The organism is Bradyrhizobium sp. CCBAU 11357, from assembly GCF_028128865.1.
Taxonomy (GTDB): Bacteria; Pseudomonadota; Alphaproteobacteria; order Rhizobiales; family Xanthobacteraceae; genus Bradyrhizobium.
In genome coordinates, this window is the sequence record NZ_LBJW01000098.1 from 47038 (window position 1) to 67099 (window position 20062).

Here is a 20062-nt window from a genome sequence, read left to right on the forward strand (position 1 = left end):
GCGCCGGCGTCCGCTACGCATGTCCGCGCAGCGTGTCGATCGCGCAGACGTCGTCACGTCTCGAACTCGAACAGGCGCGCGGGATTATCGACCAGAATCTTCGTCTGGAGCTCCGGCTCCGACGCGAACAGCGGGATCAAATCGACGAGATCGCCGTCATTCGGCATCACCTTGACGTTGGGATGCGGCCAGTCCGTGCCCCAGATGACGCGATCCGGCGCGGTCTCGACGATCTTTCGCGCGAACGGCACCGCATCGGTGAAGGGCGGACCGCTCGAGGACACCCGCTCCGAGCCGCAGATCTTCACCCAGCACTTCTCGTCGCGCTGCATCAGCTCGACCAGGATCCTGAACGGCAGCTGGTCGAGCCCGTCCGCCGCCTTGACCCGGCCCATATGGTCGATGGTGTAAGTCAGCGGCAGCCTCGTCAGCATGTCGGCATATTCGGGCAGATCGATCGCATCGAAATGCAGATCGACGTGCCAGCCGAGCGGCGTGACCATCGCGACGATGCGGTCGAATGCGCGCTTGTCGGGAACGCCGCCGAGATGGCGGACGAAATTGAAGCGGCAGCCGCGAAAACCGCCCTCGTGCAGCACACGCAGCTCGCGCTCGGTGATGGTATCGTCGACGTTGGCGACGGCACGGTAGGCGCCATTGCTCTCAGCGATGGCATCGAGTGCCACCCTGTTGTCGGTGCCGTGCACGCTGGCATTGACGATGACGGCGCGCTCCACGCCGAGCTTGGCGTGCAGCGCGCGAAAATCCTCCAGCGGCGCATCCGGCGGCGTGTAGGAACGCTCCGGCGCGTAAGGATATTTCGCGCCGGGTCCGAAGATGTGGCAATGCGCATCACATGACAGCTTCGGCAGCCTGAACTTCGGCGTGCGCGTGTTCGGATCGGGCGGTGGAATGGTCGGCGTATACATCATCGTCATCACGTAAACCGCCGAAGCGAGCTCGCTTGCTTCACGTCTTGCTGCCGACGACCGGCCGCCGCCGTACCGGCGCGGCCTGGTCCAGCGCCGGCGCCTGAAACGCGGCGACGGTGGCCTGCACCAATTGCTCGATGGCGGCCGCGGCATCGCTGCCGTCGCCCTCGCCGCGCGACAGGCGCGACACGCGCTCCGGCGTCACCAGCGAATAATAGAGTGCGCCAAGCAGGAAATGGCTGCGCCAGACAATGTCCGTGCGCGGAATGTGCGGCAGGCTCTCCTGGACCGCGTCGATGAAGGCGTGGCTGGTGTCGTCGAAGGTCTGTGCGATGATCTTTCGCGCGACCTCGTTGCCTTCCGCCGACATCACCGCGCGCAGCCGCGTGAAACGCGCCCCGCCACCGGCGAGATCGCTGCCCGAGGTGAAGGCCGGCACCACATAGGCGCGAACGATCGCCTCGAGCCGGTCCTGGAGATCGCGCACGCGCTTTGCGGCCGCGAGCAGCTCGGAACGGCGCAGATTCATCGGCCCGCAATGGCGCCGGTAGATCTCCAGCAGCAAACCGTCCTTGGTCTTGAAATGATAGGTCACGCTGCCCGGATTCGCTCCGGCCGCTTGCGCGATGTCGCGCACCGACACGGCATTGAAGCCGTTGGTGGCGAACAGCTCCTCCGCAGCGGCGAGGATCGCCTCGCGCATGTTCGGCTTGCGGGCCGCTTCCTTGGTGGTGGGCTTGCGTACCATGTGATTTGTACTATCGTACAAAAGATCAGGTCTCGTCAACAAGGACGTGGATGGCAGGACGGCGTGGAGACCATCGATGGACGCGAATGCCCTCAAGGAGTGCTGGGACTTATGTTGGGTTTGAACAAGAAGATCGGCGGCTTGATGCTGGGTGCCGGCTTGCTGCTGGCCGGGAGCGCCGCGCAGGCCGAAAATTATCCGAGCAAGCCGGTCCACATTCTCGTCCCCTACGCCGCCGGCGGCGCGGTCGACGTGCTCGCGCGCACGCTGGGCCAGGCGCTGGCCAAGACCTGGGGGCAGCAGCCCGTGATCGACAACCGTCCCGGCGCGGGCGGCATCGTCGCCTCGCAGGCCCTGACGCAAGCCGCGCCCGACGGCTACACGCTGATCCTGGTCGCCAGCGGTCATCCGCTCAACCAGTTCATCTATCCGAGCGTGCCCTACGACACGTTCAAGGATTTCACCGCCATCACCGAGGTGGCCTCCTCGCCGCTGGCGATCGTGGTGGCGAAGGACAGCCCTTACAAGACACTCGCCGATCTCCTCGCCGCCGCCAAGAAGGAGCCGGACAAGCTCTCCTATGGCATGTCCGGCAACGGCACCTCGGCGCATCTCGCGGGCGAGCTATTGAAGCACATGTCCAGCACCAAGATCGTCGCGATCCCCTACAAGGGCGGCGCACCGGCGCTGACGGCCGTGATCGCCGGCGAGATCCCGCTCAGCATCAATCCGCTCGCGGAAGCGATCGGCCAGCTCGAAGGCGGCCCGGTGCGCGCGCTCGCCGTGACCTCGGCCGAACGCTCCAAGGCCCTGCCAAACGTGCCGACGATCGCCGAGGCCGGCGTGCCCGGCTACGACGTCTCGGTCTGGTGGGGCGTGCTTGGTCCTGCAAAGATGCAGCCGGAGATCGTTGCGAAGCTCGAGACCGATCTCAAGGCGGCGCTGCAAGATCCGAGCGTGCTGTCGACGCTCGGCAGGATCGGCGCCACCCCGGTCGGTTCCTCGTCCAAGGAGTTTGATGCCTATATGCGTGCGGAGGCGGCCAAATGGGAGCCCGTGCTGAAGGCCGCCAACATCCGCGCGCAATGAGGCAAGGCGCGCCCTGGCAAGAGATCGGCGCTGTTCAACTGGTGGCGTTCGCCCGCATCTTCTCCGGAGGCCGCGCGCGAAAATCGCCGTCTTCGTTTCCCGACGGGATCAGGATGGCGCGGTCGCGCGGCAGTGCCTCCGGCATCTCGTCGCGGATGAAAGCGATGAGCATTTCCCTGATCTCGCAGCGCAGGTCCCACGATTGCGGCGCGTTCCTGGCGCTGACCAGTGCCCGAAGCTCGATGGTGCGCGAATCGGCATCGATCACCTGGAGATTCGCCACCTCCCCGTCCCACAGCTTTGACGCCTTCACCGCCTGCTCCAGCCAGCGCCGGATGCGCGGGACATCGGCGCGATAGTCGACATGCAGCGCGACGACGCCGATGAGGGATGCGGTGTCGCGCGTCCAGTTCTGGAACGGCTTTTCGATGAAGTAGGACAGCGGCACCACCATGCGGCGCCAGTCCCACAACCGGATCACGACATAGGTCGAGGCGATGTCCTCGATCCAGCCCCATTCGTTCTCGATGATCACGGCATCCTCGATGCGGATCGGCTGGGTGATCGCGATCTGCAGGCCCGCGATCAGATTGCTCAGCAGCGGGCGCGCGGCAAGACCGACGATGATACCGGCGGCTCCTGCGGAGGCGAACAGGCTGACGCCGTATTGCTTCACGGAGTCGAACGTCATCAGCGCGGCGGAGACCGTGATGATGACGATGATGGTGTCGGTGACGCGCTTGAACACGCGCACCTGCGTCACATGCTTGCGCGCGACGAAATTCTCGGTGACATCGCGAAAGTTCTGCAAGTAGCGCGCCGCGCTCATGTCGACGATCCGGATCGAGATCCAGCCGATCAATGCGATGAAGGCTACCACGAACAGCCGCGTCAGGGGGTTGCGGATCGTGTCGTCCAGCGGCGCCAGCGGCAGCACCATTGCGACCGCGGCAAGGCAGAGCGCCATTTGCGCCGGACCAGCCGTCCGCTCGATGAACACGCTCAGCAGCGGAAGGCGCGTTCCGAAAGCGCGATTGAGAACCCACGTGGCGATCCGGTAGGCCACCAAGGCCAGAAGGATCGCACCGGCAACCAGGCTGAGCCCGATGAACCATGACGGTATCCAGCCGAACATCGCGTCGATTTCGGCCGTAAGGGCCTGCCAATCCATGGATCGTCCCCATCATTGCAATCACGCAACCCGCACAACGCCTCCTGGCCGGCTTCGCTCCCCCGCTCCGTGCAATGCAGCATCCCGCAGGTGCAACCGTCGCTGAGCTGCGCTAGGCTTGTCGGCATGACTCGACGTACCGGCAGCGCCGATCTTCCTCTTCACACCGGGCGGGTTCCGCCCTGGCTGGCAAGCCGCATGTCCTCCCTGGGGGCGATCGTCACCCAGGCGATCGTGCATCATTACGGCCGCGACGCGTTTCTGCAGCGGCTGTCGCATCCATTCTGGTTCCAGTCGTTTGGCGCCGTGATGGGGATGGACTGGCACTCCTCCGGCATTACCACCTCGGTGATCGGCGCGCTGAAGCGCGGGCTCGGACCGCTCCAGGACGAGCTCGGGATTTACGTCTGCGGCGGCCGCGGCCAGCATTCGCGCAAGACGCCGGACGAGCTGTTGCAACTCGGCGAGCGCGTCGGACTCGACGGCATCAAGCTGACGCGTGCCAGCCGTCTGGTGGCCAAGGTCGACAGTGCCGCGGTCCAGGACGGCTTTGACCTCTACCTGCACGGCTTCTTCGTCACCACTGAGGGCAAATGGACGGTGGTGCAGCAGGGTATGAACGGCGACAAGCGGCAGGCGCGGCGCTATCACTGGCATTCCGAGGCACTGAAGAGCTTTGTCGATACGCCGCATAGCGCAATCGACGGGCCGCAGCAGGGAGAGATCGTCAATCTCACCGATCATCGCGCCGATATGTCTCGGACGGCACAGCTCGAGCTGCTCTCCGATCTCGGTCCGGATCGCATCGTCTCCGAATTCGAACGGCTCGCGGGGACCGCGTCCACACCGGCGCAAGGCATGCTGCCGCATCTGATCATGCCGACACATCATGATGTGCGGCCGAAGGACGTGTTCGCGCGCCGCCTGCACGGCACGCTGGCCGCGGCGGCCGAGCGCGGCCCGGCGGATTTTCCGGAACTGCTGCTGACGCCGGGCGTCGGCGCGCGCACTGTGCGCTCGCTGGCGATGGTCGCAGAGGTCGTGCACGGTGCGCCCTATCGTTTCACCGACCCCGCGCGTTTCTCGCTCGCCCATGGCGGCAAGGACCGGCATCCCTACCCCGTTCCGATCAAGGTCTATGACGAGACCATCCGGGTGCTGAAAGGCGCGATCCAGAACGCCAAGCTCGGACGCGAGGAGGAGATGCAGGCGATCAAGCGCCTCGACGACCAGGCGCGGCGGCTGGAGCGGACCGCGCGCGGCCCGTCGGTCGCGGCTTTCATCGCCGGTGAGCGTGCGGCCTCACCGGATCTCGATGGCCGCTCGGTGTTCGGCTGGGAGCGCGATCTTGCGTCCACAAAAAAGCGGACCGGCTGAACGCCGGTCCGCTAGTTGGCGGGGGGAACGCCCCTCTCAGGTCTCGTCGGCGTCTGGCTCCCGTTCGAGCCGGTTGGCCGCGTGATCCTGATACTGCTCGGTCTGAATGGCCTTGCTGTCCATCCCGCGGATGTCCGAATGCTGTTTCTTGTCTCGGTTGGACAGGACCATGTTGTCGCCGATCATCTCCTTCGGCACGTCGGTCAACGCGCCGGTGCCGTCGCCCTTGCCATGCATGCCCGATCTGAAATGCGTCTTGCTGCCGTGGCCACCTGGCATCGGTCTCTCCTCTTGCAGTGATCTTCTTGCAGTCGTCTTGCGAAGATTAGTGCTTCTGTTGTGCCGTCGTCGGCTTGGGCGGCTTGTGGCCGCTCTGGCCGGGATCGTTGTGCTTGTTGTGATCGCTTTCCTGGTTGAGACCGCCGCGGCTCACCGGAAACTCGCTGTGACGCACCTCCGGGTTGGCACGATGGACGCGCGGGTCTTGCGGGTTATGGCCGGCGGCCTGCTCGAGCTCTCGCGCATCCGGAACATCGGGCTTCCGCTCGAGGATGCGCACCTGCTGTTCGTGTGTCTTCTTGCCCTGCATATTGATCTCCAATCGTCACCTGCCTCCGCCTTTTCCAGCCTCGTCGTGCGTGTGATGGACATCGCGCTCTCCACCGCCACCGGAAACCCGGCTGTGGCTGCGCTGCGGATCGTCTGCCGGCGGCTTCTTCACCTCAAGCGGTGCCTTCGCGTTCTCGTGCGAGGCGCCGGGTCCGCCCTGACGAATGCTGCTCGGTGTCTTCGTGGATGTGGACAATGTCGCCTCCTCAGCGATCTTGCTGATAGCCTTGATTGGTCGTGTTCTGCTTGATGTTGCCTTGCTGTCCCTGCTGATCCGGATTCTGCGCACGTTGCTGACCGTGCGGGATCTGATCGGCGGGCGTTTGCTTGCGATCTCCAGTTCCCTTGTGGCTCTGATTGTCCGGTGGAACAGGTGGCATCTTGCTGGCCATGATCTTGTCTCCTGTTAAGACGTCGATCTGCGACATGCGCTCAAGGAACTCTCCTCCGTGTCATGTCGGGATAACAACAGCACGATCGGCACACCGTTCCTGATCGTTCACATCCGGCAAAGATTTTCCGAAAGGGCGTTGCCGACGTCAGTTCGCCGCGGTGAGGGAACGATCGTCTCTCGTTCCCGTGCGTGAAGTCGTCTCTGTTCCGCGGCCCTCTGCCCTGACAGGAAGCTTCGCGATCGCGCGCAAGCCCGGCCGCTTGCGCCAGCGGACCTCGGCGGAATCGACGGCCAGACTTAATTTCGGCCAACGCACGAACAGCGCCTGCAGCGCGCAGGCCGCCTCGATGCGCGCGAGCTGATGGCCGAGACAGAAATGGATTCCCGTGCCGAACGAGATGTGGCGGTTCGGCTTGCGTTCGAGATCGAGGGTCTCGGGACGATCATGAACCGCGGGATCCATGTTCGCAGCGGCAAGCATCACCATGACGCGATCGCCCTTCTTCAGGCGCACGCCTTCGACCTCGACATCGCGCCGCACATAGCGCGGCTTGGAGAATTGCACCGGCGAGACGAAGCGCAGGAACTCCTCAACCGCGAGCCCGACACGGCTCCAGTCCTGTTCCAGCCAGTCGCGCAGCTCGGGATTCCTGAGCAGCTCGTAGACGGAACCGCTGATGAGATGGGTGGTGGTTTCCGATCCCGCGGCGAGCAACAGAAACACCATCGAGACCATTTCATCCGGCGTGATCTGGCCGCCTTCGCGCTCGACCTGAATCAGCTCGGCAATCAGGCCCTCGCCGCCCTGCACGCGCGCGAGCTGCAACTGCTGCTCGAGGTAGGCGCGCATCTTGCGGAACGCGAACAGCAGGGACAAGAAGCTGACGACGTTCGTCAGCGAGGACATCGCGTTGGCCCAGGCGATGAACTTTGGACGATCTGCCAGCGGCAGGCCGAGCAGCTCCGAGATCACCGCGAGCGGCAGGATGCGCGCATAGCGCTGGACCAGATCGGCCGGGCATTCCTCCGCGAACAGCTCGTCGGCCAGACCGTCGGCGATGGCCCGGATGCGCGGCTCCATCGCGACGATCGCGCGGCGGCGAAACGCCTCGTCGACAATGCTGCGCAGCCGCGTGTGATCCGGCTCGTCCATCGTCAGCATGCTGTTGGCGATGGTCCTGACGAACCTCGGCATCCACCAGCGCAAGCCCGCGACGTCGCCATCGTCCTTGCGCAACGTGAAGGTTGCGCCGTCCTTCAGCACCTGCGCGGTGGCGTCATGGGTCGTGGTGATCCAGACATCGCCGACGAGAGGAAACCGCGTCGCGACCACAGGGCTAGACATGCGCAAGTTCGCGATCGCCTTGGGCGGATCGCGAAAGAAGGCCTCGCTGGTGAAATTGAGGCGCACTGTCATGGGATCACCGGAGCGATTGGTCGCGTATCACCGAGATGGTGCGCGGCGCGGCCGGCGCAAGGGCGCGTCTGCTCGTCGGCCGCAGGCGTGGAGAGCTCTATCCGCGCCCGGAGGAGCGCTGGCCGCTCTTGCGCTGCTGTTGGGTGTAGGCGTCCCAATGGCTCCAGCTGCCATTGCTGAGGCTCTGCAGATCCGTTGCGAGGGGACGGCGCGTGCGCTTGTCGTGATCGGCGATCACACGCTCCGACTGCGCGATCTTGCGCTTGAGTTCCGTGATCGTCTTCTGCGTCTGGCCATTGCGCTTCGAGGTGGCGATCTCGCCCATCGTGAAGCGCGCGGTCTCCAGCGCCTTCAGCTCGGCGCGGTTCTTCTTCAACTGAACCCGGTGCCAGGCGATGTTGCTGTCGCTGTCCGCAACCATGTGGGAACTCCGCTGATTCGGTCCCACATAGTATCGCGCGCCGAATCGGCGCCGCAACGCCCCGGCGGTGGCGAAAATACGATCTTCTCGCGTAGAAATTTAGCGCTCGGCGAACGCCTTCTCGACCACGAACTGGGCCGGCTCGCCGTGATTGCCCTCGACGAAGCCGCGCTCGCCCAAGAGGACGCGGGTGTCCGCCACCAGCGCCGGGCTGCCGCAGATCATGACGCGGTCGTGGGCTGCTTCCAGCGCCGGCAGGCCGATATCGGCGAACAGCTTACCCGAGGTGATGAGGTCGGTGATGCGGCCGCGGTTGCGGAAGGGATCGCGGGTCACGGTCGGATAGTAGATCAGCTGGCTCTGGATGTACTCGCCGAGCAGCTCGTTCTTGGGCAGATGTTCGGTGATCATCTCGCCATAGGCGAGCTCCTTGACGTGCCGGCAGCCGTGCAGCAGCACCACCTTCTCGAACCGCTCGTAGGTCTCGGGGTCCTTGATGACGCTCAGGAACGGCGCAAGGCCGGTGCCGGTGCCGATCAGGTACAGGTTGCGGCCCTCTTCCAGATTGTCGATCACCAGCGTGCCGGTGGCCTTGCGGCTGACGATGATCTCGTCGCCTTCCTTCAAGTGCTGGAGGCGCGACGTCAGCGGTCCATCAGGCACCTTGATCGAGAAGAACTCCAGCGTGTCCTCGTAATTGGCGCTGGCGACGCTGTAGGCCCGCAGCAGCGGCTTCTCGCCGACCTTGAGCCCGATCATGGTGAATTCGCCGTTGCGGAAACGGAAGGTCGGGCTGCGGGTGGTCTTGAAGGAGAACAGCGTGTCGGTCCAGTGGTGGACGCTCAAAACGCTTTCCTGATTGAAATTGCTCATCTCACCTTCCCTGTCGCGTCAATTGCGGTTCCGAGGCCGGCAGCTATGCGTCGTTTGTACACGATCATTCGTATACTAATAAATAATCCGGCTTGATCCCGCGGTCAAGGCTGCCCAAGATCGGAAGCGTTGCAGTTACGAATAAGGAGCCCCTTCCATGGCGCATGACGCACCCCAGGCCACCGGACCCTCGAAGCTGGTGATCCGCAACATCGGCCTGATCCTGTCCGGCGCTTTGGAAAAGCCGATCCTGGACGGCGACACCATCGTCGCCGAGAACGGCAAGATCACCGCGATCGGCCGCTTCAAGGACGTCGACATAGAGGGCGCCACCACCATCGTCGACGCCAATGGCACCACGGTGGCGCCGGGCCTGATCGACAGCCATGTCCACCCTGTCGCCGGCGATTGGACGCCGCGCCAGAACCAGATCAACTGGATCGACAGCTATCTGCACGGCGGCGTCACCACCATGATCTCCGCCGGCGAAGTCCACATGCCCGGCCGCCCCCGCGACGTCGTCGGCCTCAAGGCGATGGCCGTGTTCGCCCAGCGCGCGTTCTGGACCTTGCGTCCCGGCGGCGTGAAGGTTCACGCCGGCGCGCCGGTAATCGAATGCGAGATGGTGGAAGAAGACTTCAAGGAGATGGCCGCCAACGGCGTCAAGCTGCTCGGCGAGGTCGGCCTCGGCGGCGTCAAGGACGGCCCGACCGCGCGAAAGATGGTCGGCTGGGCGCGCAAATACGGCATCCAAAGCACCATCCACACCGGCGGCCCGTCGATCCCCGGCTCCGGCCTGATCGACAAGGACGTGGTGCTGGAGGCCGATACCGACGTGGTCGGCCACATCAACGGCGGCCACACCGCCCTGCCCGACGACCAGATCCGCTGCATCTGCGAGGGCTGCAAGCGCGGCCTCGAGCTCGTGCACAACGGCAACGAGCGCTCGGCCCTGTTCACGCTGCGCACCGCGCGCGAGATGGGCGACCTGCACCGCGTCATCCTCGGCACCGACGCGCCCGCCGGCTCCGGCGTGCAGCCGCTCGGAATCCTGCGCATGGTCTCGATGCTGTCCTCGCTCGGCGACCTCCCGGCCGAGATCGCGTTCTGCCTTGCCACCGGCAACACCGCGCGGATGCGGCAGCTCGACTGCGGCCTGATCGAGGTCGGCCGCTCCGCCGACTTCGTCATCATGGACAAGGCGCAGCATTCGCCGGGCAAGAACATCCTGGAGAGCGTGCAGCTCGGCGACCTCCCCGGCATCGGGATGACCATCATCGACGGCATCGTGCGCACCCAGCGCAGCCGCAACACCCCGCCGGCCGGCAAGGTGCCGGAGGTGGTGGCGAAGTGACGCAGCCGGAGCGGCCCGCCGCTCCGCATCGTCCCTCGAAGGCATTGAACAAGTCGCAAGCCTGTTGCGTCTAACGCAGGCAGCCCTCGGCGGCGGCAGCGCATTGTTCCACCATCGAGGAGACATGAAGAACTCATCACGGATAGCCGCCGGCGTTGCTGGCGCGGTGGCGGGCTATATCGCGATCTTCGTGCTGTTCTCCCTGCTCGGTGTCGGCAACCGGGCGGACCCGATCGCATCGGGTCTGCTGGGACTGTTCGTCTACTCACCCATGGGTGCAATCGCCGGCGCGGTCCTCGCCAATTGGCTCGTGACGCGTTCGGGCAAAGATACAGGGCAGGACGTAGGCATCGGCGTCGCGCGGAACAGCTTGAAGTCGCTCGGCATCGTCGCCCTGCTCTGCACCGCCGGGATCGGCGCCTACATTGCCTACGCTTACGCGACCGCCACGCCCTGGCTCAACCGCAACGGCGCCAATCCCCTGCTCCTGTTCGAGGTCCGCTTTCCGGCGGGGGTCACGGTGCCAACGTCGGCCCAAGGCATCACCATCGAATTGCAGACTGACCTCAACACCATGCCGGGCGAAGTCAGGCCGGCCGCGTTCTATCGCGACGGCGACAAGGCCGTTATCGCCGGCGAAGTCGAGCTGGCGTTTCGAACCTCGTACCGGCGGCTCGCCGTCAACATCCAGGGCCAGCCGAGCCGGATCTATCCGATCGATTTGACGGCCCGGGCGCCGCATACGCCGGAATTCGGAACGTGGCGGCGGCTTGGTGACGGCAGCGAGATCCGCTACCGCGCCAAATGGCCGGGAAAGACGTAAGAGATCAGCGCTTCTTTGCGATCTCACAGCGCACATAGGTCTGGCGCTTGACCTGCCCAACTGGACCGTTGTCCATCACCAATCTGCCGTCCGCAGCGATGGAGACGCGAGTGTTGGAGCGAAACTTTTCGCCCTCGCCTTCGCAGGCCAGCTTCATTTTCCAGCCGAGCCTTCCGTCGGCCGTGATCTCGCTGGCGCGGCACCGCGTCTCGTACCAGTAGAGGCGATTGCCGCCCTCGATGCTCATGCGGTTGGGGCTATCCTCGTTGCGACAGTCCTTTTTGGTCGAGGCCCAGAAGCCTTCGTAAGGCTGCGCGGCAAGGGCAGGAGCGCATTGGCCGGCTAGCGCGGCGGCAAGAGACAAGACAACTGCAAAGCGCCTCGCAACTCTAATGGCCAAAACCTCGATAAATCCTTCATCGAGGTTAGTCGCCGGTTCCGGCACCTTGTTCAACTGCCGTAGGGTGGGCAAAAGGCGCGAAGCGGCGTGCCCACGATTTTTGCGATTCGAGAAAAGATGGTGGGCACGCTTCGCTTTGCTCACCCTACGGCACCTTCATCTGAGCTTGTTCAGCAGCGCCATCAGCGTGTCGCGCTCTTTCGCATCGAGCGGCGCCAGCGTCTCGCGGGTGATCGCCAGCGCATTCGGCGCGAGCTTTTCGGCAAGCTGCTGACCGGCGCGGGTCAGGCTCACCAGTAGGCGCCGGCCATCCTCCGGATCCTGGCTCGTTTCGGTCAGGCCGCGCGCGGTGAGACGATCGATCACGCCCTTGATAGTCGCGACGTCCATCGCCGTCAGGCGCCCGAGCTGATTCTGCGAGCACGGCCCGGTCTCGGCCAGTTTCGACAGCGCCGCCCATTGCGTCGGCGTCAGATTGGTGCCGATGTCGCGGGTGAAGATCGAGCTGTGACGCTGCCAGACCTGGCGCAGGATGAAGCCGACCTGTTCGTCGAGCACGTAGGGCGGTTTCGCCGGTTTGACGCTCTTCTTTGCCGCGACGCTTCTCGCCATCCGTCCCCCGCCCTTCCCCTCACAACGACAGATGCGCGTCGCGGATATCCGGGCGCGCGTCGAGCTCGGCCATGGTGCCGCCGAAGCAGATCCGGCCGCGCTCGATGATGTAGGCGCGATCCGAAATCAGCCGCGCGAAATGCAGATTCTGCTCGGAGACGACGATGCTGACGCCTTCCTTCTTCATGGTCAGGATGGCATCGACCATCTGCTCCACGATCTTCGGCGACAGGCCCTCCGACGGCTCGTCCAGCAGCACCAGCGAGGGATTGCCCATCAGCGTACGCGCGATGGTGAGCATCTGCTGCTCGCCGCCGCTCATGCGTCCGCCCGGGCGGTTCTTCATCTCGCCCAGGTTCGGAAACAGCGCGAACAGCTTTTCGCGCGTCCAATGCGGCGCGTTCGGACGCTTCGGCTGGCGGCCGACTTCGAGGTTTTCCTCGACGGTCAGGTCCGTGAAGATGCGCCGCTCCTCCGGCACGTAGCCGAGGCCCTCCCGCACGATCTCGTGCGTCGGCTTCGACGAGACGTCCTTGCCCTCGAACGTGATGCGGCCGGAGCGCTGCGCGACGAGGCCGACGATCGAGCGGAACGTCGTCGACTTGCCGGCGCCGTTGCGCCCCAGCAGCGCCACCACCTCGCCCTCGCCGACTTCGAAGCCGATGTCGAACAGGATATGCGCCGGACCGTAATGGCTGTTGAGGTCTTGCACCGTGAGCTTCATGCCGATGCTCCCTCGCGGTGGCGGGCATCGTAGACCAGGCCCTCGCCGAGATAGACCGCCTGCACCTGGGGATTGCCGCGCACGTCCGCCGGCGAGCCCTCCGCGATCAACGTCCCCCGGTTGAGCACGATGATGCGGTCGGCATGCTCGAACACCACGTCCATGTCGTGCTCGGTGAAGAGCACGCCGATGGATTTTTCCCGGGCAATGCCCGCGGTCAGCCGCATCAACTCGACGCGCTCGCGCGGTGCCATGCCGGCCGTCGGCTCGTCCATCAGCAGCAGTTTGGGCTGGTTGGCGAGCGCGACCGCAAGCTCGAGCCGCTTGAGATCGCCATAGGCAAGCTCGCCGCAGGGCCGGTCCGCATAACCGCCCATGCCGACCAGCTCGAGCAGGCGGCCGGCCTCGGCGCGGTCGAACTTCGGCGCCGAGCCGAACAGATTGAACAGTTGCTTCCCATGCGAGATCAGCGCGACCTGCACGTTCTCGCGCACGGTCATGGTGGCGAAGGTCGCGGTGATCTGGAACGTGCGGCCGACGCCGAGCCGCCAGACCTCACGCGGCTTCCGGCCCGTGATCTCCTCGCCGAGCAGGCGGACGTGCCCGCTATCAGGCTTGTTCTGGCCGTTGAGCATGTCGAAGCAGGTGCTTTTTCCCGCCCCGTTCGGCCCGATCAGCGCCAGGATCTCGCCGGCCCGCAGCGAGAACGACACGCCGCGCACGGCATGGATGCCGCCATAGGATTTGGTCAGGCCTTCGACCGCGAGAAGTGGGGGTGCAACGCTCATTCGGCAGACTCGATCGGCTTGGCGAGCAAGGTGGATCCCGGCGGCGATGACTTCTTCCGGCGCTGCGCCAGCATCTCAAGCGTGCCGACGATGCCCTTGGGGAAGACGACGACGATCAGCATGATGAAGCCGCCGAGCACGAGCTTCGACAGATCGGTCTGGCTCACCAGCCAGATGTTCAAAGCCTTGTAGACGATGGCGCCGATCACCGCGCCCGACACCGTCTCGACGCCGCCGAGCAGCACCATGACCAGCGCGTCGACCGAGAGCGAGATGCCGAGATTGTCGGGGAACACGCTGCCCTTGAGATAGGCGAACAGCGCGCCGCCGATACCGGCGGTGGTGCCGGCGATCACGAAGGCGGTCCACTGGATCCGCTTGGCATCGATGCCGATCGCTTCGCTGCGCAGAACCGAGTCGCGCGTGGCACGAAGCGCGTAGCCGAACGGCGAGAACACCATGGCCCGCAGCGCGACGGTCACCAGCGCCGCGACGCCGAGCGAGAGCCAGTAGAAGCGCGACGGACTTGCCGCCCAGCTCGAGGGCCAGAGGCCCAGAATGCCGTTGTCACCGCCGGTCACGTTCACCCACTGGAACGCGATCGACCACACGATCTGCGCAAAGGCGAGCGTCAGCATCGCGAAATAGACGCCGGAGAGCTGCACCGCGAAGAAGCCGAACACCGCCGCGCCCATGCAGCCGAGCAGCGGGCCGAGCAGCAGGCAGACGATCATCGGCAGTCCCGCCATCTTGGCGAGAAAGGCGATGCCATAGGCGCCCAGGCCGAAATAGGCGGCGTGGCCGAACGAGGCGAGCCCGCCGACCGACATCAGGAAGTGCAGGCTGACGGCGAAGATCACGAAGATCGCGATCTCCGAGCCCACGGTCAGCAGATAATTGCCCGCGAAAAGCGGCAGCATCGCTGCGATCACGAGCGCCGCAAGCGCCATCAGCCGCTCGCTCGAGGTCAGCGGCCGCCAGGGATTGACGGTGAGGCCCGGCGTCTTGCGCGCGGCGGCTTCCGGCTTGCCGAACAGGCCCCAGGGACGCACGATCAGCACCACCGCCATCACCAGGAAGACCAGGATGATGGAGATCTTCGGGAAGATCAGGATGCCGAAGGCATTCAGCTCGGAGACCAGCACCGCCGCGACGAAGGCGCCGACGATGCTGCCGAGGCCGCCGATCACGACCACGACGAACACCTCGACGATGATGCGCAAATCCATGGCGTGATGCACGGCATCGCGCGGGATCTGAAGCGCGCCGCCGAGCGCTGCGAGGAAGACGCCGACGGCGAACACTGATGTGAACAGCCATTTCTGATTGACGCCGAGCGCGGCCACCATGTCGCGGTCCTGCGTCGCCGCACGCACCAGCACGCCCCACCGCGTGCGCTGGAACAGCAGCCAGAGAATGCCGAGCACGACGGGTCCGAGCACGATCAGAAACAGATCGTAGCTCGGAATGTTCTGGCCGAAGAAATCGATCGCGCCCTTGAACCCCGGCGCGCGGCGCCCGACGAGGTCGTCCGGCCCCCAGATCAGCACGACCAGATCCTCGACCATCAAGGTCAGGCCGAAGGTCGCGAGCAGCTGGAACAGCTCGGGCGCATGATAGATGCGCCGGAGCAGCACCATCTCGACGATGACGCCGATCAGCGCCACCGCGAACGCGGCCAGCACGATGCCGCCCCAGAAGCCGAATGCGCCGGACAGGCGCTCGGTCAGCGTGAAGGCGATGTAGGCGCCGATCATGTAGAAGGCGCCATGCGCGAAATTCACGATCCGCGTCACGCCGAAAATGATCGACAGGCCCGACGCCACCAGGAACAGCGACGCCGCGCTGGCGAGACCGGTCAGAAACTGTACGACGTAAAAGGCCATCGGCGGTCCGGGTTCGTTGAAATCGTAGGGTGGGTTAGCCCTGCAGATGCGCAGAGCACATCTGCTCGGCGTGACCCACCGCCTTTTCTCGTGTGGCACCGAAAGTGGTGGGTTACGCCAAGCGGTCTGCGCTACGCGCAGTCGCAGGGCTAACCCACCCTACGGCAGCGGCAATCAATCCTTCGGACGCAGCTTCTCGACTTCGGCATCGCCAGGCAGATAGTCCGCGCCTTTCTTGTAGGACGACTCCACCATCACGCCCTTGCCGTCCTTCAGCGCGGTCTTGCCGACGAAGGCGCCAAGCGTCGATTGGTGGTCGATCTTGCGGAAGGTGATCTCGCCGAACGGCGACGGCGTCGTCAGCCCCTCCGCCGCGGCAATCAGCTTCTCCGGATCGGTCGAGCCGGCCTTCGCCAGAATCGCGGCCGCCGACTTGATGGTCTGGTAACCGACGATCGAGCCGAGGCGCGGGTAGTCGTTGTACTTGGCCTGATACGCCTTCAGGAACGCATCATGCTCGGGCGTCTTGATCGAGTACCAGGGATAGCCGGTGACGATCCAGCCCTCCGGGGTCTCGTCCTTGAGCGGGTCGAGATATTCGGGCTCGCCGGTCAGGAAGGAGACCACCTCGCGCCCCTTGAACAGGCCGCGGGTGTTGCCTTCACGCACGAGCTTGACGAGGTCCGCGCCGAACGTGACGTTGAGGATCGCTTCCGGATTTGCCGCGGCAACCGCCTGCACCACCGGGCCGGCGTCGATCTTGCCCTGCGGCGGCCATTGCTCGTCGACCCACTGGATGTCGGGGCGCTTCTCCGACATCAGCTTCTTGAACACCGCGACCGCCGACTGGCCGTACTCGTAGTTCGGCGCAATCGTCGCCCAGCGTTTTGCGGGCAGCTTGCTGGCGGCTTCCACCAGCATCGCCGCCTGCATGTAGTTGGAGGGACGCAGGCGGAAGGTGTACTTGTTGCCCTTGGACCAGGTGATGGCGTCCGTGAGCGGCTCGGCCGCAAGGAAGAACACCTTCTTCTGGTTGGCGAAGTCAGAGACCGCAAGACCGATGTTCGACAGGAACGTGCCGGCGAGCATCGCGACGCCCTCGCTCGAGACGAGCTCGTTGGCCGCAGTCTGCGCGTCCGCCGGCTTGCCGCCGTCGTCCTTGGAGATGACGACGAGCTTCTTGCCGTTGATGCCGCCCGCGGCGTTGATTTCCTCGACCGCAAGCTGCCAGCCCTTGCGATAGGGCTCGGTGAATGCCGGCAGCAGCGAATAGCTGTTGATCTCGCCGATCTTGATGTCCTGCGCCAGGGCCGAATGAGCCATGCCGCTCGCCAGAAGCGCGAAGGCCGCGCCGACGAAGTAATTTCTTGCTCGCATCCCAACCTCCAGTTTGAACTCGCTTATGACTTCTATCTCAGACCGTCTTCGCCTTTGATCTCCGCAACCGTCAGCCCGCCGACGCGCGGCAGCGGACGGCCGCTGTCGGTGACGGCGACCGCGACCATGATCTCGTTGGCACGCGGCGCGTCGTTGATCTGCACTTCCATACCGTCGAAATGACTGCGCACGAAGGCCGCGTCCTTGTGCCCGAGCGGGATGTCCAGCGTCGTGCCCGGGCCGCTGCGCTTCTTCGACGAGGGGATCAGCGCCGCGCCCTTGCCCAGAACCTTGCGCACCGGCGCGCCCATCTTGGGGTGGAGGATCGCGGCGGCATGCTCCAGCTCGCCGTTCTCGCCGACCGCCGCGGCCTTGCCGTAGCTGTGCGCCTTGGCGCCATCGATGCCGAGCGCCGCCACCGCGCGTTTCGACAAGAGCTCGCCCAGCTCCTCGCCGATCGCGATCAACGGCGAAAGATCCTCGACGTATTTTCCGGCAAACGGATTCTCGATGACGGCAATCGCCGCCGCACGCCGGGTCGGCGGTGATACCTGTCGGCCCATCTCCATCTGCGTCTCTTCGACGACAGTGACGATCTTGCGGATGATCGCGCTCATGGCTGCTTCCTCCGGACACTTCCCTGCTCAGGCATGAACCGCGTTCTCCAGCTGACGCGGGCGCGATTCCAGCCGCTCAACATCTTTCGGTCCGATGACAAGCATATCACCACAAAGCTGCAGCACGGCACCCTCGATCAGCCGACGATCGAATAAATGCCGTGCACGTTCTGCGCCAGATTCGAGCGCGGCGGCGATCTCATGGTGAGACAGCTCGCCGACATCACACGTCACGAGGCGCCCGCCCAGATCGCTGTCGGGCTGAAGCTCGTTCGCAGGCTTTCGGATGATGGCGGGATGTCCGGGAAGATCGACGGCATTGGCGATCACGGTCGCGGCCGCATCGGCTTGCGAAGCGGTCGCCGCCAGCACGGTCACGGCATCGGCGATCCCGAGCGAAAAGCTGCGGCCGTGCCGGCCGCTGGTCGCAACGCCCCGCACCGGATCGTCCGCATCGATCCGCATCGTCTGCATCACGCCGTCGCGGTCGGGGCGATCCATCAGCCCGACCGAAAACTGCTCGCCCTTGCCGAGATGCAGCGCGATGTCGCCGCCATTGTTGACGTAAGCCCGATCGAGCGTTGCAGCACGCAGCATCGCAGCCAGAATTTCCTCCGCGACGCTACCGGCAACGGCCGCCATCGGCGTGATGAAGCAATCGGCGGCATAGGGCGCTACCGCGGCGTGCATGCGACGCGCGACCACGCCCTTTAGCAAGGTTTTCTCCTCGGCCGCCGCACGCAGCTCCGGCAGCTCCGCGCAAAGCTCGTCGAGCAATCCGGTAAACCGCAGCGCCGCAGCCTCATAGGCCGCTCGCACCGCATCCGTACGTCCCCTCGCCTCGACGATCAGATCGATCGGTCCATCCTGCAAATGCAGCCGCCGGCCATCAGACAGCAATGCGATTTGCGGGCGCCTGGTCATGTGCGGGGCCCCGGAATCGGGTTCTGCCAGGGCAACTGGCGGACATCGTCGCCGTTCTGCACCTCGGAGAGCGGTTTCACATAATCCATGTGTCCGCCGAGCGCGGCATAGTCGGACAGCTTCATCGTGAACTCGATCGGCGCGACCAGGGCCGGTGTCGGCACATAGCCGAACGCGCCTGACGGCATCTGCGTCACGTCGACCATGTAGGTGATGCCGCCGCCCGGCCAGACATAGACCGGCGCACCGCCGCTGGTGACACGCGTCAGCGCATCCTTGACCGAGCGGGTCAAACGCACGGGATTGTCGGTGACGCCGGCGCGCAGCGAGCCGCCCGCGCCCGCCATGAACAGCACCGTGCACAGCGCCGGCTCGCAATTCTCCTGGATACGCTCGACCGAGAACTTCAAGTCGGCCGGCATCTCGGTCTCGACCGGCTTCAAGGCCCCGTCGAGCACGTAATAGGACGAATGCTCGCCGGTGGTGGAGACCATCAGCATGGTCAGGCCGGGCTTTGCTTCCTTGGCATCGAACGGGCCGAGGATCGACAAGGGATCGGAGATGTCAGTGCCGCCCCAGCCCGTGCCGGGATCGGCCACCTGGAAATAGCGGCCGGGCGTCGAGCGACGGCCCTTCATCTTGATGCCGGTGTCGGCGATGTCGAGCAGCTTGCCGGCCTGGTGCTCCGAGAGCACGCCGGTGATGTGGTCGTCGACCACGACGACCTCATCCACCTTGCCGTGCCATTGCTTGGCGAACATGCCGATCGTCGCCGAGCCGCAGCCGACGCGCATGCGTTCTTCCTTCACGCCGTTGACGATCGGCGGCTGGCCGGCCTGCACCACCACGCTGGCGCCGCCGTCGATGGTGAGCTCCACCGCCTTGCAATTGGCGAGGTCCATCAGCGTGTCGCAGGTGACGCGGCCCTCCCTCTTGGAGCCGCCGGTGAGATGATGCACGCCGCCGAGCGACAGCATCTGCGAGCCGTATTCGCTGGTCGTGACATGGCCGACCGCCTCGCCCTGCGCGCGGACGGTCGCGGTCTCCGGGCCGAGATAGCGGTCGGTATCGATCTTCACCTTGATGCCGCAATAGGAGAAGATGCCCTCCGTGACGACGGTCACCATGTCGACGCCGTCGACCTCCGCCGAAACGATAAACGGCGCCGGCTTGTAGTCGGGATAGGTCGTGCCTGCGCCGATCGCCGTCACGAAAGTCGAGGGCTCATGGACGATCTTGCCGTCCCAGTCCTCGGTGCGGCTGAACGGGACGAGCTTGCCGCCATGCGAGACGGTGCGCTCCAGGATGACGTGCGGATCGACGCGGACGAGCTTGCCGTCGTGATTGGCATAGCGATCGCAGGCCCCCGCCGCGCCGGGCTTGATGTAGCACATCACCGGACAAGCATCGCAGCGGATCTTGTCGATGACGGCGCTCGTCGTTTCTGTCACCATGTCGGAGCCGGCGGACATCGCAGTTATCATTCGTATACGAACGATGTTGCGCGCGGTGCCCCGGGGCTGTCA

Annotated in this window: 23 protein-coding genes; 4 read left to right on the plus strand and 19 right to left on the minus strand. The window is 65.0% G+C overall.

The window, feature by feature from the left end; genetic code table 11:
* Positions 1 to 53 precede the first annotated feature (53 nt).
* Positions 54 to 938 carry an amidohydrolase family protein gene (locus XI05_RS16355; protein ID WP_271503349.1) on the minus strand — a complete coding sequence of 295 codons (885 nt, stop codon included), beginning with the start codon at positions 936 to 938 and terminating at the stop codon, positions 54 to 56.
* 31 nt (positions 939 to 969) lie between these two features.
* A complete protein-coding gene (locus XI05_RS16360; RefSeq protein WP_271503351.1) occupies positions 970 to 1680 on the minus strand; it encodes a TetR/AcrR family transcriptional regulator in 711 nt (236 codons plus the stop codon).
* Positions 1681 to 1791: 111 nt separating this feature from the next.
* Here XI05_RS16360 and XI05_RS16365 point away from each other — a divergent pair, with 111 nt between their 5' ends.
* Positions 1792 to 2769, plus strand: coding sequence for a tripartite tricarboxylate transporter substrate binding protein (locus XI05_RS16365; RefSeq protein ID WP_271503354.1), 978 nt, complete (start codon positions 1792 to 1794; stop codon positions 2767 to 2769).
* A gap of 34 nt (positions 2770 to 2803) precedes the next feature.
* Here XI05_RS16365 and XI05_RS16370 read toward each other — a convergent pair whose 3' ends face one another.
* Positions 2804 to 3940 carry a mechanosensitive ion channel family protein gene (locus XI05_RS16370; protein WP_271503357.1) on the minus strand — a complete coding sequence of 379 codons (1137 nt, stop codon included), beginning with the start codon at positions 3938 to 3940 and terminating at the stop codon, positions 2804 to 2806.
* 126 nt (positions 3941 to 4066) lie between these two features.
* Here XI05_RS16370 and XI05_RS16375 point away from each other — a divergent pair, with 126 nt between their 5' ends.
* Positions 4067 to 5317, plus strand: coding sequence for a DUF763 domain-containing protein (locus tag XI05_RS16375; protein ID WP_271503360.1), 1251 nt, complete (start codon positions 4067 to 4069; stop codon positions 5315 to 5317).
* 36 nt (positions 5318 to 5353) lie between these two features.
* Here XI05_RS16375 and XI05_RS16380 read toward each other — a convergent pair whose 3' ends face one another.
* The 7 genes from XI05_RS16380 to XI05_RS16410 form a co-directional block, all read right to left on the minus strand.
* The gene (locus XI05_RS16380) at positions 5354 to 5596 is read right to left on the minus strand and encodes a hypothetical protein (protein ID WP_172786261.1); all 243 of its coding nucleotides are present in this window, start codon (positions 5594 to 5596) and stop codon (positions 5354 to 5356) included.
* A 46-nt stretch (positions 5597 to 5642) separates the two neighbouring features.
* Entirely contained in the window at positions 5643 to 5906 is a 264-nt protein-coding gene (locus tag XI05_RS16385; protein WP_271503363.1) for a hypothetical protein, read from the minus strand.
* A gap of 15 nt (positions 5907 to 5921) precedes the next feature.
* The gene (locus tag XI05_RS16390) at positions 5922 to 6122 is read right to left on the minus strand and encodes a hypothetical protein (RefSeq protein WP_271503366.1); all 201 of its coding nucleotides are present in this window, start codon (positions 6120 to 6122) and stop codon (positions 5922 to 5924) included.
* 10 nt (positions 6123 to 6132) lie between these two features.
* A complete protein-coding gene (locus XI05_RS16395; protein WP_172786502.1) occupies positions 6133 to 6318 on the minus strand; it encodes a hypothetical protein in 186 nt (61 codons plus the stop codon).
* Positions 6319 to 6465: 147 nt separating this feature from the next.
* The gene (locus XI05_RS16400) at positions 6466 to 7737 is read right to left on the minus strand and encodes a cytochrome P450 (protein ID WP_271503369.1); all 1272 of its coding nucleotides are present in this window, start codon (positions 7735 to 7737) and stop codon (positions 6466 to 6468) included.
* A gap of 97 nt (positions 7738 to 7834) precedes the next feature.
* Positions 7835 to 8158: a hypothetical protein gene (locus tag XI05_RS16405; protein ID WP_172786257.1), complete on the minus strand. Its 324-nt coding sequence runs from the start codon at positions 8156 to 8158 to the stop codon at positions 7835 to 7837.
* A gap of 99 nt (positions 8159 to 8257) precedes the next feature.
* Complete coding sequence (locus XI05_RS16410) at positions 8258 to 9031, minus strand: ferredoxin--NADP reductase (protein ID WP_271503372.1); 774 nt, start codon at positions 9029 to 9031, stop codon at positions 8258 to 8260.
* 157 nt (positions 9032 to 9188) lie between these two features.
* Here XI05_RS16410 and XI05_RS16415 point away from each other — a divergent pair, with 157 nt between their 5' ends.
* Positions 9189 to 10385 carry an amidohydrolase family protein gene (locus tag XI05_RS16415; RefSeq protein WP_172786255.1) on the plus strand — a complete coding sequence of 399 codons (1197 nt, stop codon included), beginning with the start codon at positions 9189 to 9191 and terminating at the stop codon, positions 10383 to 10385.
* Between the two features lie 124 nt (positions 10386 to 10509).
* Positions 10510 to 11208, plus strand: coding sequence for a hypothetical protein (locus XI05_RS16420; RefSeq protein ID WP_271503374.1), 699 nt, complete (start codon positions 10510 to 10512; stop codon positions 11206 to 11208).
* Between the two features lie 4 nt (positions 11209 to 11212).
* Here the strand turns inward: XI05_RS16420 and XI05_RS16425 are convergent, their stop codons facing one another.
* The 9 genes from XI05_RS16425 to XI05_RS16465 all read right to left on the minus strand — a co-directional run bounded on the left by XI05_RS16425 (position 11213) and on the right by XI05_RS16465 (position 19990).
* Positions 11213 to 11602, minus strand: a complete 390-nt coding sequence (locus XI05_RS16425) for a hypothetical protein (RefSeq protein ID WP_333939926.1) — start codon at positions 11600 to 11602, stop codon at positions 11213 to 11215.
* A gap of 162 nt (positions 11603 to 11764) precedes the next feature.
* Positions 11765 to 12220, minus strand: coding sequence for a MarR family winged helix-turn-helix transcriptional regulator (locus tag XI05_RS16430; protein ID WP_271503380.1), 456 nt, complete (start codon positions 12218 to 12220; stop codon positions 11765 to 11767).
* Positions 12221 to 12239: 19 nt separating this feature from the next.
* On the minus strand, positions 12240 to 12944 hold the full coding sequence (locus tag XI05_RS16435; protein ID WP_172786252.1) for an ABC transporter ATP-binding protein: 705 nt from the start codon (positions 12942 to 12944) through the stop codon (positions 12240 to 12242).
* The gene (locus XI05_RS16440) at positions 12941 to 13732 is read right to left on the minus strand and encodes an ABC transporter ATP-binding protein (RefSeq protein ID WP_271503383.1); all 792 of its coding nucleotides are present in this window, start codon (positions 13730 to 13732) and stop codon (positions 12941 to 12943) included. The genes XI05_RS16435 and XI05_RS16440 overlap by 4 nt, the downstream gene beginning before the upstream one ends.
* Positions 13729 to 15618, minus strand: a complete 1890-nt coding sequence (locus tag XI05_RS16445) for an ABC transporter permease (protein WP_271503386.1) — start codon at positions 15616 to 15618, stop codon at positions 13729 to 13731. Before XI05_RS16445 ends, XI05_RS16440 begins: the two co-directional genes overlap by 4 nt.
* Before the next feature lie 174 nt (positions 15619 to 15792).
* A complete protein-coding gene (locus tag XI05_RS16450; protein ID WP_271503390.1) occupies positions 15793 to 16995 on the minus strand; it encodes an ABC transporter substrate-binding protein in 1203 nt (400 codons plus the stop codon).
* Between the two features lie 32 nt (positions 16996 to 17027).
* The gene (locus tag XI05_RS16455) at positions 17028 to 17612 is read right to left on the minus strand and encodes an amino acid synthesis family protein (RefSeq protein ID WP_025035619.1); all 585 of its coding nucleotides are present in this window, start codon (positions 17610 to 17612) and stop codon (positions 17028 to 17030) included.
* 27 nt (positions 17613 to 17639) lie between these two features.
* On the minus strand, positions 17640 to 18536 hold the full coding sequence (locus tag XI05_RS16460; protein WP_271503395.1) for a UPF0280 family protein: 897 nt from the start codon (positions 18534 to 18536) through the stop codon (positions 17640 to 17642).
* Complete coding sequence (locus XI05_RS16465) at positions 18533 to 19990, minus strand: 6-hydroxynicotinate reductase (protein ID WP_271503644.1); 1458 nt, start codon at positions 19988 to 19990, stop codon at positions 18533 to 18535. Before XI05_RS16465 ends, XI05_RS16460 begins: the two co-directional genes overlap by 4 nt.
* Between the last annotated feature and the right edge of the window lie 72 nt (positions 19991 to 20062).

What these genes read in the sequence shown, in the direction of transcription:
- XI05_RS16355 (WP_271503349.1), bottom strand. Translation starts at nt 938, where the DNA reads ATGACGATGATGTATACGCCGACCATTCCACCGCCCGATCCGAACACG.
- XI05_RS16360 (WP_271503351.1), bottom strand. Translation starts at nt 1,680, where the DNA reads ATGGTACGCAAGCCCACCACCAAGGAAGCGGCCCGCAAGCCGAACATG.
- XI05_RS16365 (WP_271503354.1), top strand. Translation starts at nt 1,792, where the DNA reads ATGTTGGGTTTGAACAAGAAGATCGGCGGCTTGATGCTGGGTGCCGGC.
- XI05_RS16370 (WP_271503357.1), bottom strand. Translation starts at nt 3,940, where the DNA reads ATGGATTGGCAGGCCCTTACGGCCGAAATCGACGCGATGTTCGGCTGG.
- XI05_RS16375 (WP_271503360.1), top strand. Translation starts at nt 4,067, where the DNA reads ATGACTCGACGTACCGGCAGCGCCGATCTTCCTCTTCACACCGGGCGG.
- XI05_RS16380 (WP_172786261.1), bottom strand. Translation starts at nt 5,596, where the DNA reads ATGCCAGGTGGCCACGGCAGCAAGACGCATTTCAGATCGGGCATGCAT.
- XI05_RS16385 (WP_271503363.1), bottom strand. Translation starts at nt 5,906, where the DNA reads ATGCAGGGCAAGAAGACACACGAACAGCAGGTGCGCATCCTCGAGCGG.
- XI05_RS16395 (WP_172786502.1), bottom strand. Translation starts at nt 6,318, where the DNA reads ATGGCCAGCAAGATGCCACCTGTTCCACCGGACAATCAGAGCCACAAG.
- XI05_RS16400 (WP_271503369.1), bottom strand. Translation starts at nt 7,737, where the DNA reads ATGACAGTGCGCCTCAATTTCACCAGCGAGGCCTTCTTTCGCGATCCG.
- XI05_RS16405 (WP_172786257.1), bottom strand. Translation starts at nt 8,158, where the DNA reads ATGGTTGCGGACAGCGACAGCAACATCGCCTGGCACCGGGTTCAGTTG.
- XI05_RS16410 (WP_271503372.1), bottom strand. Translation starts at nt 9,031, where the DNA reads ATGAGCAATTTCAATCAGGAAAGCGTTTTGAGCGTCCACCACTGGACC.
- XI05_RS16415 (WP_172786255.1), top strand. Translation starts at nt 9,189, where the DNA reads ATGGCGCATGACGCACCCCAGGCCACCGGACCCTCGAAGCTGGTGATC.
- XI05_RS16420 (WP_271503374.1), top strand. Translation starts at nt 10,510, where the DNA reads ATGAAGAACTCATCACGGATAGCCGCCGGCGTTGCTGGCGCGGTGGCG.
- XI05_RS16430 (WP_271503380.1), bottom strand. Translation starts at nt 12,220, where the DNA reads ATGGCGAGAAGCGTCGCGGCAAAGAAGAGCGTCAAACCGGCGAAACCG.
- XI05_RS16435 (WP_172786252.1), bottom strand. Translation starts at nt 12,944, where the DNA reads ATGAAGCTCACGGTGCAAGACCTCAACAGCCATTACGGTCCGGCGCAT.
- XI05_RS16440 (WP_271503383.1), bottom strand. Translation starts at nt 13,732, where the DNA reads ATGAGCGTTGCACCCCCACTTCTCGCGGTCGAAGGCCTGACCAAATCC.
- XI05_RS16445 (WP_271503386.1), bottom strand. Translation starts at nt 15,618, where the DNA reads ATGGCCTTTTACGTCGTACAGTTTCTGACCGGTCTCGCCAGCGCGGCG.
- XI05_RS16450 (WP_271503390.1), bottom strand. Translation starts at nt 16,995, where the DNA reads ATGCGAGCAAGAAATTACTTCGTCGGCGCGGCCTTCGCGCTTCTGGCG.
- XI05_RS16455 (WP_025035619.1), bottom strand. Translation starts at nt 17,612, where the DNA reads ATGAGCGCGATCATCCGCAAGATCGTCACTGTCGTCGAAGAGACGCAG.
- XI05_RS16460 (WP_271503395.1), bottom strand. Translation starts at nt 18,536, where the DNA reads ATGACCAGGCGCCCGCAAATCGCATTGCTGTCTGATGGCCGGCGGCTG.
- XI05_RS16465 (WP_271503644.1), bottom strand. Translation starts at nt 19,990, where the DNA reads ATGGTGACAGAAACGACGAGCGCCGTCATCGACAAGATCCGCTGCGAT.